Genomic DNA, 15,427 nt, shown 5'->3' on the forward strand with positions numbered 1-15,427 from the left:
AGGCCTTCACAACTCAAGCACCAGAAACCGGAATGAGATTTTTACGGATCAGGATTAGGCGGGGGCCTAAGCGTTGGCGGAACAAACCTGGGTTCTGACGGATCTCACGCAATCGACGACGTCGAAGCCGGCACGTCGGAAAACGGTAAACCCGTTCAGTTCAGCTGGAATTGCAGCGAATAGGTTCCGTTGCCAAATTCGCCAAAGAGATCCGGTAGATCCGGATGACTCACCGGTTCGCCCGACCAGTCGGGAACGAGATTCTGCTCCGAGACATAGGCCACGTAATAGCTTTCATCGTTCTCGGCGAGCAGATGATAGAAAGGCTGATTCTTCGGCGGCCGCGCATCCTCGGGGATCGCGTCATACCATTCTTGGGAATTCGAAAAGATCGCATCGACATCGAAGACCACACCCCGAAACGGGTGCTTGCGATGCCGCACCACCTGTCCGATGTGATATTTCGCGCGCGTTGCGTACATAAGTGCTCCTCTTTCCTGATTACTAAATCGTGACCCGGCGGCATGTCCACGTTTTCGCCATATTTTTGCCGGAAACAGATTGTCCGATTCGGAAGGACAGTGACGAAATCCTTGCCGGTTTGCGGTTTTCGTATCGGTGAAATGCGCTTAAGATGGCCACAAACAAGGCCGTCAGAGCAAAGTTGAGCAGTAATGAAAAAATTTCTCGCCCTTGGCGTCGTGCTTCTGATTGCCGCCTGCGGAGGCGGCCCCTCGAAGCCCCCACGCAATCTTGATGACGCGTGTTCGATCATCAAGCAGCGCCCCCAATATTACGCCGCAATGCGTCGCACCGAGGCCCGCTGGGGCATCCCGGTTTCGGTGCAAATGGCGACGATCCATCAAGAAAGCAAATTCGACGGCGACGCCAAGACGCCCTATCGCTTTGCGCTCGGGATCATTCCGCTTGGTCGCCAGAGCTCGGCCTACGGCTACAGCCAGGCGCTTGATGGAACCTGGGATGAATACCGCGAAGAAACCCGCAGTTTCGGCGCGAAGCGTAACCGTATCTCGGACGCGACCGACTTCATGGGCTGGTACATGGATGGCAGCTCCGAGCGCCTCGGGATCTCGAAATCCGACGCCCGGAGCCAGTATCTCGCCTATCACGAGGGGCGCGGCGGCTTCTCGCGCGGCACGCATAACTCGAAGCCCTGGTTGCTGGCCGTGGCGAACCGGGTCGCGGCACGCGCGCAGATGTACGACATCCAGCTGGAGACCTGCCGGCGCTGATCAGCGCCGTTTGGCCACCTCGGCGTCGATCGAGAACATCAGCTGACTGAAATTGCCGCCCTCGGTGAGATTGTTGAGGATGGTCGTGGTCTTCTGGCCGCTCTGATCGGTGATGACCCATTGGCGCAGCTCGGTCGGGTTGTCGGTGAAGACAAGCTGGATCGTGCCGTATTCGGGATGTTCGGGATCCTGCGCAGTGACCACGGTCTTCGTGCCATCCGACGTATGCCCGACCACCATGCCGCTGCGCGACAGGTCGATATTGCGCCCGAGGATCAGGTTTAGCGGCGTCTTCACCAGCGGATATTGCTCGGGCGGCTGGTTCGATTTCGGATCGAATACCGCAACCCGGTTGGCCGAAGCGAGTACCAGGGTCGCATCGTTACTGTACTGGAAGCGCGCACGCCCCGGCCGCTTGATATAAAGCTTGCCGGTGGAGATTGAACCATCAGAATTCACCTGGGTGAAATCCGCCGAGGCCGATTGCATCGCGTTCAGATAAGCGGAGATCTGGGCGAGTGAAAGCTTGCCGGCCGAGGCAGGAAGCGCGAGCGCCAGCGCGAAGACGGCGGCGAGCAGGGTGCGGATCAGTTTCATGGCCATAGATTTAGGCACTCCTTGCGAAAGCGGAAGTCCCGCCGTAACGCGCCACTTTGGCTGCGGGTCCATATTGGGCGCATTTGTGCCGAAGGGCCGATGTCATGCAATAACAGCCAGCAGGTATCGACTAGCGGGTACGGAAAACACCCCGGCACAAAGCTCGGGGTGTTGTTTGCTTCCGCGAACTGAGCCTTACTGCTCGGGCACAAGGATCTCGCGCTTGCCGACATGGTTGGCTGCCGAGACGATGCCCTCATCCTCCATCTGCTCCACAAGGCGCGCGGCCTTGTTATAGCCGATGCCCAGCTTGCGCTGGATGTAGGAGGTCGAGCATTTGCGATCCTTGATCACGATGGCCACAGCCTGATCATAGAGCGCATCCTCGCCATTTGTGTTGCCGCCGGTGTTCAGGCCCAGCACCGCGTCGATATCCGAAACCACGTCATCATCCGGCCCATCCACCACGCCAGACATGTATTCCGGCGGGCCGAAGCTCTTGAGGTGATTGACGATTTCCTCGACTTCCTCGTCCGAGACAAACGGCCCGTGGCAGCGGGTGATCTTGCCGCCGCCCGCCATGTAGAGCATGTCGCCCATGCCCAGAAGCTGCTCGGCGCCCTGCTCGCCCAAAATGGTGCGCGAGTCGATCTTCGAGGTCACCTGGAAGGAAATCCGGGTCGGGAAGTTCGCCTTGATCGTGCCGGTGATGACATCGACCGAGGGGCGCTGCGTGGCCATGATCAGGTGGATGCCCGAAGCACGCGCCATCTGCGCCAAGCGCTGGATACAGGCCTCGATCTCCTTGCCCGCGACCATCATCAGGTCGGCCATCTCGTCGACGATCACGACGATATAAGGGAAGGGTTTGGGCTGGAATTCTTCGGTCTCGAAGATCGGCTCACCCGTTTCCTCGTAGAAACCCGTCTGCACCGTCCGCTTGAACATCTCGCCTTTCGCGAGGCTTTCCTTCACGCGACCGTTGTATCCCTCGATGTTGCGCACGCCCATCTTGGACATCTTGCGGTAGCGCTCTTCCATCTCCGAGACGACCCATTTGAGCGCCACGACGGCTTTCTTCGGGTCGGTCACAACCGGGCTGAGCAGATGCGGGATGCCATCATAGACGCTGAGTTCCAGCATCTTCGGGTCGATCATGATCAGGCGGCATTCTTCCGGCGTCAGACGATAGAGCAGCGACAGGATCATCGTGTTGATCGCAACCGATTTACCCGAGCCGGTCGTCCCCGCGATCAGCAGGTGAGGCATCTTCGCAAGGTTGGTCACGATCGGCTCACCGCCGATCGTCTTGCCCAGCGCCAGAGGTAGTTTCATGTTGGTGTCGCCGAAATCGCGCGCCGAGAGGATCTCGCGCAGAACGACTTTCTCGCGGTGGTCATTCGGCAGTTCGATCCCGATCACCGAGCGGCCCGGCACGGTCGAAACGCGCGCGGAAAGCGCCGACATCGAGCGCGCGATATCATCGGCCAGACCGATCACGCGCGAGGCTTTCAGACCCGGCGCGGGTTCCAGCTCGTACATCGTGACCACCGGACCGGGACGGACCGAGACGATCTCACCCTTTACGCCGTAATCGTCAAGCACGGTCTCGAGCATCCGCGCGTTCTCCTCCAGCGCCTCGTCGGAGAGCTGGTGACGCTGGATGGTCATCGGGTTGGTCAGGAGCGAGAGCGGCGGCGGCTCGTAGGGCGCGGCCTTCGGCGCATCGAACGCGAGTGCCGGCTGGGCCTCCTCCATCGCGCGGCGCGAGGGGGCAATCGGCTTCTTCGCCGGTTGCACAACGCGCTTGGCCTCACTCGATTGCTTGATCACCTGACGGTCGAGACCACGCGCGGCGGCGGGGATCTCGGGAACGGTATCTTCCTCGACCCATTGCGCCGCCCCGGTCTCGTCAAAGGAGTCGGGCTCACCGGCATAGAAATGATCGGTGTGCATCTCCAACGGATCGTCTTCGAACCCGTCGAAGCCCTGATATTCGGGATGCGTCCAGTCCCAGCCGTCATCGTTTTGCGACTCGAGCGCGATCTGCTGCGCGGCAGTCAGGTGCGGCTCTTCAATTCCCTCGAACTCGGAGACATAAGCCTCCGGAAGCGGCGCGGATTCGGGCGCGGGAGCTGATGCCTGCGGCATGTAGCGCGGCTTGGCATGAAGCGGTGGTTCCGCACGCAGCTGGGGCTGGGCCCGCAGCGGCGGCTCGTTATGAAGCACCTGCGGCTGGCGCGGCGCACGCGCAAGGCGCTTGGCCACCGCCGCCAGAACCGAAGCCGGAGCGCGCGGGGCCTCCGCTTCGGGCGTGGCAAAGCTCTCGGGCGCATCAAAGGCAACAAGCTGCGGCTCGTCGGGGGCGTAATCGGGCGCGATCGGCGCGGCTTTACGGCTTTGCACCGCCTGTGCGATGCGCGCACGGATGCGGTCCTCGCTCGGAGCGCTCTGCTCGGACCAGTCCGGCTCGATCTCGAACAGCTCGGGCGTGGGATCATAGGCGTCATATTCCGGCTCGATCGGGCGGCGGATGCGCGACAGCAGCGAGGGTCGCGCGCTCGGCGCGGGCTCCATCTCGGGCGCCCAGCCGGCAGCCATCGCCTGCTGCTCTTCCCATGCGGCAAGCTCGGCAGCGCGTTCGGCAGCCTCGACACGGCGCTGACGCGCGCGATCGGCGGCGGCTTTCGCCCCGAGCACCGAAGCCGACGCCCCTTTGCCCAAAAGGTTCGTGACGCCGACATAGGCGGCAACCGTGCCCAGCCACATGAAACGGGTGATCGCGCGCAGTTCCGGCTTGGTGAAGCCCAGAACGAAGCCCCCGATCGCCAGCATCGCCACGGCGAGTACCAGCGAGAGCAGCTTCAGACCGACCGTCCCGGAAACCGGGACGATGCCCAGAAGCGTGCCCGCGATCATGTCGCCGAAATGCCCGCCAAGACCGAAAGCCTGCCCCCATTGATCGCCCGGCACCAGAAGCGCGGCGTAGACCGCCGCGACCGCCACCGCGATCGGGAAGAAGATGATCCGCCCGGCGAGGCGTTCTTCACCGCGATGGGTGATCATCCGCGCGCCCCAGATCACCAGTGCGGCGGGCAAAAGCCACGCGCCATGACCCACGATCACGAAGAGCGGCGACGCGATCCCGGCCCCGATCCGGCCCAGCCAGTTCTGCACCGGCTCGTCGGAGGCGGCCATCCAGCTCGGATCCTCCGGGTGATAGGAAAACAGCATCATCGAGGCGAGAACGCCAAGCAGGACGAGAAGCCCGCCCACCAGCTCCTTGCCACGGCGTTCAAGGACTGCCTGCGTGTCCTGATCGAAAAGCGGGTCGCGCTGTCGTGCCTGATAAGATGCCATAACCTACCGTCCTCAACCGTAAATGCAGTCGCGAAGCTGGATCAGCCCCCGCTGCGTTTCTTCTCTTGGGGCGACCAAGGCCACCCTGATGAATCCCTTGCCGGGATTGTCCCCATTCACCTCGCGCGCCAGATAGGCGCCCGGCAGCACCCTGATCCCGGTCTCTTGCCAGAGTTTCAGGGCAGCCGCCTCTCCGTCGTCCACCGGCAGCCACAGGAAGAACCCGCCCTGCGGCAACTGGAAGCTGTTCACGCCGGCAAAGATCCGACCGGCGTCTTCGTATTTTTCCGCGTAAAGGCGGCGGTTTTCCTCGACATGAGCCTCATCGGCCCAGGCACGCTCGGCCACGCGTTGCAGCGGCTGCGGCAGCGGCGCGCCGGAATAGGCGCGCAACCGGCGGATATGCGTGATGCTTTTCGGCCCCGCGGCGAGGAAGCCTGAACGTAGCCCCGGAAGGTTCGAGCGCTTCGAGAGCGAATGGAAGATCACCACTCGCTCCGGATCGATCCCTTCTTCCTCGGCGACCTGCGCGGCACCCGGCGGGGGCGCCTCGCGCCAGATCTCGGAATAGCACTCGTCGGCAAAGACGATGAAATCATGCTTCTCGGCCAGATGCAGCAGCTCGGCCAGATAGTCGCGCGAGGCGACGGCCCCCTGCGGGTTCGAGGGCGAGCAAAGATAGGCGATCGACACCCGGTCGAGGATCTCGGGCGCAAGCCCCGCGTAATCGGGCAGAAAGCCGGTCTCGGTCCCGGCGGGGACGAAAACGGGTTCAGCACCCACGGCAGCAGCGGCCACAGCATAGACCTGGTAAAACGGGTTCGGGATGAGGATCACCGGCTTGCCGCCACGCTTTTCCTCGGGGCTCAGCGCCATCGCGGCGTTGTAAAGCCCCTCGCGCGTCCCATTGAGCGCCATGATCCGCTCCGGCCCGATCGAGACCTCGAATCGCCACTTCAGCCAGCCAGAGATCGCGTCGAGCAGCTCGGGCGTGCCGTCATTTGCCGGATATTTCCCAAATTCGCCAAGGTTCTGCGCGATCACCTCACCCACGAAAGACGGCATCGCGTGACGCGGCTCGCCGATGGACATCGACAGGACCGTGCCGCCCGGTTCATGCGAATCGAGCAACGCCCGCAGCCGCGGGAATGCGTATTCGGGCAGGTTCGAAAACCGCTCGGGAAAGTCCATCTGTGCCTCATCGAATGGGGTCTATTTCGCCCCTTATTGAGAATGAGGTTACAAAAGCTGCGCGGTTTCGTCCAGAAAAAGACTGAGTCCAGAGCGGGTTGACGTCGCAAAATGTGACTTTTCAGGCAAGCGCCCGTTCCGCCGCCATCCCGAGTCGCAGCAGACGATCCTCCTGCATCGGCGCAGCCATCAACGAGATCCCGCAAGATGGCACGCCGGTCGGCAGGGTCAGAACGCATAGACCGAGGATGTTGCCGATCCGGGTATTGCGCAGCGCGAGTAGGTTCTCGCTCTCGAAATAAGCCTTGTCGGTGAGCAGACGTTGCGCATCTGGCGGCTCGATCGGCGCGGTCGCGACTAGCACCGCGTCATATTCCGCCGTGGCCTCCAGATATTGCGCGCGATACTCGGCCAGCGCATGCCAGCCTGCCACGTAGTCCGAGGCCAGCACATCCCGCCCGGTGCGGAACCGTTCGAGGATCACCGGATACATCTTCTCGGGCGCGGCCTCGATCACGTGCTTCCACTCGCCATAGGCTTCGGGCGCAAACAGAATGCCCGAGAGGTCCATCGCCGGACGCACCATCGGCAAACCGCGCCGCTCGATCACCGCGCCCGCCTTGGCAAGCCGGTCGACCGCGCTCTCGAACCCCTGCACCGGCTTTTCGCGTGCGCCCTCGAAAGGCAGCCCTTCGAGAACCAGAAGCCGCGTACCCGCGAGGCTCGTCTCACGCAGATCGGGCGCCGCACGCCCCTCGATCAGGGCCAGCACATGGGCGCAATCATCGACATTGCGTGCCAGCGGCCCGATCGTGTCGAAAGACCGGCACAGCGGGACAACACCCTTTGTCGTCACCCTTCCATGCGTCGTCTTGAGCCCCACCAGATCGTTCCAAGCGGACGGGATGCGCACCGACCCGCCCGTATCCGACCCGACCGCCGCCGCCGCGAGCCCGCGCGCGACCGAAAGCGCCGCGCCCGAACTCGACCCACCCGGTGCAAGTTTGGGATCACGGATATTCGGAGGCGTCGAAGTCATCGGATTGATGCCGAGCCCCGAAAAGGCCAGCTCCGTCATATGCGTCTTGCCCAGGCAGACCGAGCCGCCAAGCGTCGCCTGCACCAGCACCTCGGCATCGGCATCGGGCACCCGACCATGAAGAAGCCGCGAGCCGGACTCGGTCGCCACGCCCGCTGTATCGAAGAGATCCTTCCACGACAGCGCCACACCGTCGAGCGATCCGCGCCGTCGGCCTTGTTTGGCACGTTGATGAGCGGCCATTGCCTCGTCGCGAGCGCGCTCCGGCGTCAGGCGCGCATAGATGTCCGCGGCATCCTTCGCAGCCTCCAGATAGGCCTCGGCCTGCTCGACCGGATCGAGCTCTCCGGCGGCAATCGCACGCCCCTGTTCTGCCGCCCCGGCCAACCGCCAATCCATGCCCATCTCCATCGCTCTTTTCGCCACGCTAGCGACAGTCCCGCGCATGGACAATCCCGGTTGCCGCGCCATAGTAGGCGCCATGAAACACGATTCCGACGTCATCATCGCCGGGGGCGGTCTGAATGGCCCCGCCCTGGCCCTCGCGCTGGCCTCGGCCGGGCTCTCCGTCACCCTGATCGACGCTGCCCCCGCCCGACAGCGCGCCACCGATACATTCGACGGACGCGCCTATGCGCTGGCGATCGCGTCGCAGAAACTGCTTGCAGCGATCGGCGTCTGGGGCGCGCTCGCAGATCAGGCGCAGCCGATGATGGAAGTGAAGGCGATGGACGGGCATGCAGGCGAAGGCCCGGCGCCGTTCTTCCTGCATTTCGACTCGCGCGAGCTGGACCAGTCGCCCGTGGGCTACATGCTCGAGGACCGCTTCCTCTACCGCGCCTTCCTCGACGCGATGGAGGCCAGCGACAAGATCACGCTGCGGCATCAGACGCAGGTGGTGGGCCAGGAGGTCCAGCCCGGCGGGGTCGTCGTGACGCTGTCGGATGGCACGAGCCTGAGCGCGAAGCTTCTGGTCGGCGCCGATGGCCGTCGCTCGGGCGTGGCCGAACGCGCAGGCATCACCCGCGAGGGCTGGGGCTATGGTCAGACCGCGCTTGTCGCCGCGATCGACCATGAAAAATCGCATGACGGGATCGCCTATCAGTTCTTCATGCCGTCCGGGCCGCTCGCGATCCTGCCGCTCAAGGGCAACCGCTCTTCGATCGTCTGGAGCGAAACCGACGAAAATGCGAAGACCATCTCGGCCCTGAACGACGAGGATTTCCTCGCCGTTCTACGACCACGCTTCGGGGATTTCCTCGGTCCGATCAAGCTCGCGGGCCCGCGCTTTTCCTACCCGCTGAACCTGACGCTGGCGAAGGCTTATTCAGCGCCACGCGTGGCGCTGGTGGGCGACGCCGCACATGGCGTGCACCCGATCGCGGGTCAGGGCCTGAACCTCGGGTTGCGCGATGTCGCGGCGCTGGCGGAGGTCGTCGTCGAAGCAATGCGCCGAGGCGAAGATATCGGCGCGCAGGACGTGCTGGAGCGCTATCAGGGCTGGCGGCGTTTCGACAGCACCTCGCTCGCGCTCGGCATGGATACGGTCAACAAGCTGTTCTCGAACGAGAACCCGGTGCTAAAGGCCGGGCGCGATCTCGGGATGGGCTTGGTGCAGGCGATCCCCGGATTGCGCCGGGGCTTCATGCGGCAGGCCGCGGGCCTGTCGGGCCCCCTGCCCCGCCTGCTGCAGGGCCGCGCGCTTTAATCGTCGAGACGGCGCGCCTCATCGGCCAACAGGATCGGAATCCCGCCCCGGATCGGGAAGGCCAGTTTGGCCGGCTGCGAGATCAGCTCCTGTTTCTCGGCATCGTATTTCAGCACCGCATGAGTGAGCGGACAGACCAGTGCCTCGAGCATATGCCGGTCGAATAGCGGCTTTTCCGCCGGGGTCTCGTCACTCATTGCAAGCGCTCCTCTCCGCCGCCATGCAGCGCGTATTCGATCAATGTCACCAGCGTCTCGCGCCGGGTCGTCAGGCACGGCGCCTCCAAGAGCGCCTGCTTGTCCTCGGGCTCCAGCGGCAAGAGCATGCCCAGCGAGTTGATCAGCAACTCGTCATCGGCATCCTTGAGCGTTTCCCAATCCGTATCCAGCCCCTGCGCGTGAAAGAATTTCGACAGCAGGTCGAGAAACTGATCGCGACTGAAGCCCTTGTCATGCTCGACCGGCCCGAGATCGCGCTCGAACCCGTCCCAGCTCACTTCGGCGCGGATATAGGGCGTGAACCCTTCGATCTGGCGCATCAGACGGAAACGCGAGATCCCCGAGAGCGTGATCATGTAGCGACCGTCCTCGGTCTCCGAAAATCCCGTCAGACGACCCGCACAGCCGATTGCGTTGAGATGGCTCTGCCCCTCCGGCCCCTTCAGCGGCTGGATCATTCCGATCAGCCGCGTCTTTGTCTTCATGCAATCCTCGATCATCTGCAGGTAGCGTGGCTCGAAGATGTGCAGAGGCAGCCGCGCCCGGGGCAGCAGCAAAGCGCCGGGCAGCGGAAAGAGCGGAATCGTATCGGGCAGGTCGCCTTGCTTCATCATTGGCAAGGAACTAGCGCGCCCCCACGTTCAGGCAAATATCATCGACGACAGTTTGCGGCGACCTTTCGCCACAACCGGATCGGTCGGTTTGAGCGCGTCGAAGATCGTGAAGAGCTGGGTCTTCGCCGCACCGTTATCCCACTCGCGATCCCGACGGAACAGTTCGAGCAACTGATCCACCGCCTCTTCGGCATTGCCGGCTGCGTAAAGCGCCTGCGCATAGTCGAAGCGCGCCTGATGATCGTCCGGATTGGCTTCGACCTTGGCTTTCAGATCGTCAGCAGGCCCCGCCGATTGCGCCTGCTTGGCCAGATCGAGCTGCGCACGCGCGGCCTCGACCGGCGCCGTATCGGCGAGTTTCGCCGGAACTGCGGCCAGCGCCGCTCCCGCCGCATCGAGATCATCCAGAGCGATACGCGCGCGGATCAACCCGCCATGCGCCTCGGCCAGTTCCGGATCTTCCTCGAGGATCGCCGCGAAAGTCTCGGCCGCATCCTCGGCCGCGCCCTCGGCCAGCATCGCCTCGGCCGCCTCGACGGCTTCCGACAGCCCGCCATCGGCCGACCCGCCGGCCGCCTCGATCACCTTGGCGACGAAATTCTTGATCTCCGAGCCGGGCAGCGCGCCCTGGAACCCGTCCACCGGCTGGCCCTGCCAGAAGGCATAGACGGTCGGGATCGACTGGATGCGAAGCTGGCCCGCGATCATCTGGTTCTCGTCGACATTGACCTTGGCCATCACCACCGCGCCCTTCGCGGCCTCGACCTCGGCTTCCAGTGCCGGGCCAAGCTGGCGGCAGGGGCCGCACCATGGCGCCCAGAAATCAACGATGACCGGGACTTCTTGCGATTTCTCGATCACCTCGGCCATGAAATTGGCCTCGTTCACGTCCTTGACGTAGTCGCCTTTCGGCGCGGCATTCGTGTTTCCACCAAGTTCCAGCATGTCCGTCTCCCGATATTGCGGAGGATTTGTCCCCTATATGGACCCTCGCGCCCCGAACGCAAACCCGTTTGCGCGCGGCGCGGCGCCGCAAGCCTCAAAGATCGAATGTCGCGAAAACCGGCGCGTGATCGGAAGGCTGCTCCCAGCCCCGCGCGGCGCGCAGCACGCGCGAGCCATGCGCGGCGTTCGAGATATCCGGCGTGGCCCAGATGTGATCGAGCCTGCGCCCCTTATCCGCCGCATCCCAGTCACGCGCACGATACGACCACCACGAATAGAGAAGCCCCTCGGGGATGTCCTGCCGGGTGACATCGACCCATTTACCCGCCTCCATCACATCGGTCAGGTGCTCGACCTCGATCGGCGTGTGACTGACGATCTTGAGAAGCTGCTTGTGGCTCCACACGTCATCCTCGCGCGGGGCGATGTTCAGATCCCCCACGAGGATCGCCTTCTTCGGCGTCTCGGCGGCGAAGTGATCGCGCATCTGGGTCAGGTAATCGAGCTTCTGCCCGAATTTCTCGTTCACCTCGCGATCCGGCACGTCACCGCCTGCGGGCACGTAGAAATTATGCACCGTAACCCCGTTCTCCAGCGTCGCGGCGACATGACGCGCATGGTTCAGATCCGCGAAATCATGCGCTGCGACCTCTTCCATCGGGATCTTCGACAGGATCGCCACGCCGTTATAGCCCTTCTGGCCGCGGGCAACCATGTGCTCGTAGCCAAGCGCCTTGAACGCCTCGACCGGGATCTTCTCGACCGGGCTCTTGCATTCCTGCAGGCAGAGGACATCGGGCGCCTCCTCGGTCATCAGCTTGCAGACGAGCCCCTCGCGCAGCCGCACCGAGTTGATGTTCCAGGTCGCCAGCGTGAAGCTCATCTTTCTCTCCTGTTTCAAAAGCCGCGCGATCATGTCGAAGGGCGGCCGCATGCGCAACCGCCCCTCTTCTTCTTGATCAAAATATCTCGGGGAGTCTCCGAAGGAGACGGGGCAGAGCCCCCTCTCCCCTTAATCTTGTCTCCATCCGGCGACGGGGGCAGAGCCCCTTTTACTCCGCCCAGCCCGAGATCGACTTCACATCGCAGAATTCCTCGATGCCCCAGCGGCCGCCTTCGCGCGCCCGGCCCGAAGCGCCAACACCGCCGAAGGGCGCGCCATTGCCGCGGTCCTGTCCATTCATTTCGACCATGCCGGAACGCAGAGCCCGCGCCAGCCGGTTGCGGCGCGCGCCATCGCCCGACTGCACGTAGTTCGTCAGCCCGTAAGGCGTTGCATTCGCGACCTCGATCGCCTGCTCTTCGCTGTCGAACGGCATGATCGACAAGACGGGTCCGAAGATTTCCTCGTTCATGATCGTCATCGAGGGATCGCAATCGGCAAACACCGTCGGGCGGACATAGAAGCCGCGGTTGAGATGCTCCGGCCGGCCCGGACCGCCCGCGAGAAGTTTCGCGCCCTCCGCGATCCCAGTTTCGATCAGCCCCTGGATCTTCTCGAACTGCGCCTTGTTCACCACCGGACCGATATGCTTGCCCTCTTCGCGCGGGCTGCCGACCTGGGTTTCCTCGGCGGTCTTGCGCGCGATCTCGACGGCGCGCTCATAGGCCGAGCGCTCGACCAGCATCCGGGTCGGCGCGTTGCAGCTTTGCCCGGAGTTCTGGAAGCAATGCCGCACGCCGCGCGCCACCGCATCGTCATCCGCATCGGCAAAGACGAGGTTCGCCCCCTTGCCGCCCAGCTCCAGCGTCACGCGCTTGAGCGTGTCCGCCGCGGCCTTGGAGATCGCTCGGCCCGCGCGGGTCGAGCCGGTGAAGGAGATCATCTCGACATCCGGATGGGTCGAGAGCTGCGTGCCGACGCCCAGGCCATCGCCGTTGACGAGGTTGAACACGCCCTTGGGCAGCCCCGCCGCATCGACGATCTCAGCAAAGAGCATCGACGAGAGCGGTGCCTCTTCCGAGGGCTTCAGCACCATGGTGCAGCCCGCGAGGATTGCCGGGATTACCTTCAGCGTGACCTGGTTCATCGGCCAGTTCCACGGGGTAATCAGCCCCACGACGCCGACCGCCTCATAGGCGATCATCGCGCCCGGCGTGCCGTCGCCCAGCGGATGCACCCAGTCGAACGCCTTGGCCGCGTCGATGAAATTCTTGATGTGATAGGCGCCCGCGCCCCACTGGTTCCTGCGCGCCAGATCGATCGGCGCGCCCATCTCGAGGCTCATCGCCTGCGCCATGTCCTCGGCACGCTCTGCATAGACCTTGGCAATGCGCTCGACCGCCGCGATCCGCTCGGCCGGATCGGTGGCCTTCCAGCCCGGCAACGCCGCCTTGGCCGCCGCAACGGCCGCATCGGTATCGGCCTGATCGCCGAGTGAGATCACCGCGCAGGGCTCTTCGGTCGAGGGGTCGATCACCTCGCAATCGCGCGCGACTTTCGGTGCGACCCAAGCCCCGTCGATGTAGAATTCGCGTTTCTCGATCATGCGTGCCTCCCGCCTGTTTTCCGCGCGAAGCCTCTCACTCTGCCGGAGGCAGCGCAAGGCCATGCAAAGAAAACTTAAAAAGATTCTAAACCGTCTGGAAGCCCGCTTCCCCAGCGCTTATATCCAGCCCTGACGTGATTTTTCTGCTGACTGGAGGTTGCCCATGGGCCTGCGCATTAACGACATTGCTCCCGATTTCACCACCGACTCGACCGCTGGCGAGATCAAGTTCCACGACTGGGTCGGCGACAGCTACGCGATCCTGTTCTCGCACCCGAAAGACTTCACCCCGGTCTGCACCACCGAGTTCGGCGCCGTCGCCCAGCTCGCCTCGGAATTCGAGAAGCGCAACACCAAGGTGATGGGCGTCTCGGTCGACTCGGTCGAAGAGCACATCAAGTGGAAATCGGACATCGAGAAAGTCGCTGGCGCTCCCGCGAACTTCCCGATCATCGACGACACCTCGCTGAACGTGTCGAAGCTCTATGACATGCTGCCCGCCGATGCCTACATGCCCGACGGCCGTACCGCCGCCGACTCGGCCTCCGTGCGCACCGTCTTCATCATCGGCCCGGACAAGAAGGTTCGCCTGACCATGTCCTACCCGATGTCGGTCGGCCGCAACTTCGCCGAGATCCTTCGCGCCCTCGACGCGATCCAGGCCACCGACGGTCATCCCTTCGCCACCCCGGCGAACTGGGTTCCCGGCCAGGACGTGATCGTCGCGCTGTCGATGTCGACCGACGAAGCCAAAGAGAAGTTCGGCGAAGTCGACGTCAAGCTGCCCTACCTGCGGACCGTCAAGTCGCAGGGCTGATTGGACAAGACAAGAGCCTGCCGTAGTATCTGCGGCAGGCTTTGATATCCGCATCCAATTCAATAAGCAGGTAATCGGGTAATGGCTCGGAACATCGAGACAGTGAAACCGAGGCGCGCGCTTCTGATGGGCGCCTTAAGCACTGTCGGCGATGTCGAAGTTCTTCATCAGGTCACTCGGCGCCTTCGCGACCTTGGAGTGCCCTTTGAAGTAGCGCCCTTCTCGAAGCGCAGAACAGAGATGTTTGATGAGTGGGTCGACGTGTCGACGCTCGATCCACGAGACTATTCGCACGTTGTCTTCGTCTGCGGTCCGTTGACCCGAAAGATGATGGAAAAACGCTGGGAGACGCTGCGACACTTTGAACATTGTGCCTTCATTGGCGTCAACCTCACGATGGTTGCAGACCTAGAAGCATTCAACCCCTTCGACGCGCTGATCGAACGCGACAGCAACAGGGTGACGCGCCCTGATCTGAGCTTTCTGCAAGAGGAGCCGCGCGTTCCGGTCTTGGGGCTATGTCTTGTCGATAGCCAACGCGAGTATGGCAGCCGCCAAAGACACGCCAAGGCGAAAGACCTTCTGGAAGGACTCATACGCCGCTCCGGTGCAGCCTGCATTGAAATCGATACCGTTCTCGCGCCGAACCGCCTGCAGCATGTCGATAACGGCTTCTATAATGCCGCCCAGTTCGAATCTGCGGTTGCCCGCGTCGATGTGCTGTTGACGACGAGGTTGCACGGCACGGTTCTTGCCCTGAAAAATGGCGTTCCCGTTATTTCCATTGATGCCGTTCTCGGGGGCGACAAAGTCAGTCGGCAAACTCGGGAAATCGGGTGGGAAGAAGTCTTTGAAGCTGACAGCGTGACTGATGAAGAGCTTGATCGCGCATTGGAAAGATGTCTTTCACCCGACGCCAGAGAGCGGGCACGGGCCTGTGTCGGTCGTGCGCGAAACAGTCTGGCGAACTTCGATGCTGACTTTTCCAGCGCGATGAGCGTGCTGCCGGATCCCGCCCTCCGTTCGGGCCTGATGCCTCGGCAGGGCTTGGTAAGAAAAATCCGCTCCCTACTGACAAAAGCACGCTGAGACCAGCTCGCTAACTTCGAGTGACGCAAGACACGCCCGGCGCCTTTGCCCCCGCCAGCCTGACTCATTTTTTCCGCCCCCAGCCATAGGAAGCAGAAGCGCTGCCC

General features: G+C 63.1%; 14 protein-coding genes. 4 read left to right on the forward strand and 10 right to left on the reverse strand.

What is annotated here, in order from left to right:
• Positions 1 to 155: 155 nt before the first annotated feature.
• Entirely contained in the window at positions 156 to 482 is a 327-nt protein-coding gene (gene hspQ / locus TP2_RS06770) for a heat shock protein HspQ (protein WP_038075161.1), read from the reverse strand.
• A gap of 192 nt (positions 483 to 674) precedes the next feature.
• Here hspQ and TP2_RS06775 point away from each other — a divergent pair, with 192 nt between their 5' ends.
• Complete coding sequence (locus tag TP2_RS06775; RefSeq protein ID WP_038075164.1) at positions 675 to 1,253, forward strand: transglycosylase SLT domain-containing protein; 579 nt, start codon at positions 675 to 677, stop codon at positions 1,251 to 1,253.
• Here TP2_RS06775 and TP2_RS06780 read toward each other — a convergent pair whose 3' ends face one another.
• From TP2_RS06780 to TP2_RS06795, 4 genes are all read right to left on the reverse strand, one after another.
• The gene (locus TP2_RS06780) at positions 1,254 to 1,850 is read right to left on the reverse strand and encodes a LolA family protein (protein WP_038076118.1); all 597 of its coding nucleotides are present in this window, start codon (positions 1,848 to 1,850) and stop codon (positions 1,254 to 1,256) included. It abuts the gene before it with no gap.
• 195 nt (positions 1,851 to 2,045) lie between these two features.
• Positions 2,046 to 5,210 carry a DNA translocase FtsK gene (locus TP2_RS06785; RefSeq protein ID WP_038075167.1) on the reverse strand — a complete coding sequence of 1,055 codons (3,165 nt, stop codon included), beginning with the start codon at positions 5,208 to 5,210 and terminating at the stop codon, positions 2,046 to 2,048.
• 12 nt (positions 5,211 to 5,222) lie between these two features.
• Positions 5,223 to 6,401, reverse strand: coding sequence for an aminotransferase class I/II-fold pyridoxal phosphate-dependent enzyme (locus tag TP2_RS06790; protein WP_038075170.1), 1,179 nt, complete (start codon positions 6,399 to 6,401; stop codon positions 5,223 to 5,225).
• A 121-nt stretch (positions 6,402 to 6,522) separates the two neighbouring features.
• Entirely contained in the window at positions 6,523 to 7,839 is a 1,317-nt protein-coding gene (locus tag TP2_RS06795; RefSeq protein ID WP_038076121.1) for an amidase, read from the reverse strand.
• Positions 7,840 to 7,921: 82 nt separating this feature from the next.
• Between TP2_RS06795 and TP2_RS06800 the strand changes: the two genes are divergently transcribed.
• Positions 7,922 to 9,148 (forward strand): FAD-dependent monooxygenase, encoded by a 1,227-nt coding sequence (locus TP2_RS06800; RefSeq protein ID WP_038075173.1) that lies wholly within the window; start codon positions 7,922 to 7,924, stop codon positions 9,146 to 9,148.
• Here the strand turns inward: TP2_RS06800 and TP2_RS06805 are convergent.
• From TP2_RS06805 to TP2_RS06825, 5 genes are all read right to left on the reverse strand, one after another.
• Positions 9,145 to 9,345, reverse strand: coding sequence for a Trm112 family protein (locus tag TP2_RS06805; RefSeq protein ID WP_038075176.1), 201 nt, complete (start codon positions 9,343 to 9,345; stop codon positions 9,145 to 9,147). The genes TP2_RS06800 and TP2_RS06805 overlap by 4 nt on opposite strands.
• Positions 9,342 to 9,980, reverse strand: a complete 639-nt coding sequence (locus TP2_RS06810; protein ID WP_038075179.1) for an LON peptidase substrate-binding domain-containing protein — start codon at positions 9,978 to 9,980, stop codon at positions 9,342 to 9,344. The genes TP2_RS06805 and TP2_RS06810 overlap by 4 nt, the downstream gene beginning before the upstream one ends.
• A 27-nt stretch (positions 9,981 to 10,007) precedes the next feature.
• Positions 10,008 to 10,925 carry a thioredoxin family protein gene (locus tag TP2_RS06815; RefSeq protein ID WP_038075182.1) on the reverse strand — a complete coding sequence of 306 codons (918 nt, stop codon included), beginning with the start codon at positions 10,923 to 10,925 and terminating at the stop codon, positions 10,008 to 10,010.
• Positions 10,926 to 11,019: 94 nt separating this feature from the next.
• Entirely contained in the window at positions 11,020 to 11,808 is a 789-nt protein-coding gene (locus TP2_RS06820; RefSeq protein WP_038076125.1) for an exodeoxyribonuclease III, read from the reverse strand.
• Between the two features lie 169 nt (positions 11,809 to 11,977).
• On the reverse strand, positions 11,978 to 13,414 hold the full coding sequence (locus tag TP2_RS06825) for an aldehyde dehydrogenase family protein (protein ID WP_038075183.1): 1,437 nt from the start codon (positions 13,412 to 13,414) through the stop codon (positions 11,978 to 11,980).
• Between the two features lie 163 nt (positions 13,415 to 13,577).
• Here TP2_RS06825 and TP2_RS06830 point away from each other — a divergent pair, with 163 nt between their 5' ends.
• Positions 13,578 to 14,231: a peroxiredoxin gene (locus tag TP2_RS06830; RefSeq protein ID WP_038075186.1), complete on the forward strand. Its 654-nt coding sequence runs from the start codon at positions 13,578 to 13,580 to the stop codon at positions 14,229 to 14,231.
• 81 nt (positions 14,232 to 14,312) lie between these two features.
• Positions 14,313 to 15,320, forward strand: a complete 1,008-nt coding sequence (locus TP2_RS06835) for a polysaccharide pyruvyl transferase family protein (protein WP_038075189.1) — start codon at positions 14,313 to 14,315, stop codon at positions 15,318 to 15,320.
• The last annotated feature ends 107 nt before the right edge of the window (positions 15,321 to 15,427 follow it).

The organism is Thioclava pacifica DSM 10166 (assembly GCF_000714535.1).
Taxonomy (GTDB): Bacteria; Pseudomonadota; Alphaproteobacteria; order Rhodobacterales; family Rhodobacteraceae; genus Thioclava; species Thioclava pacifica.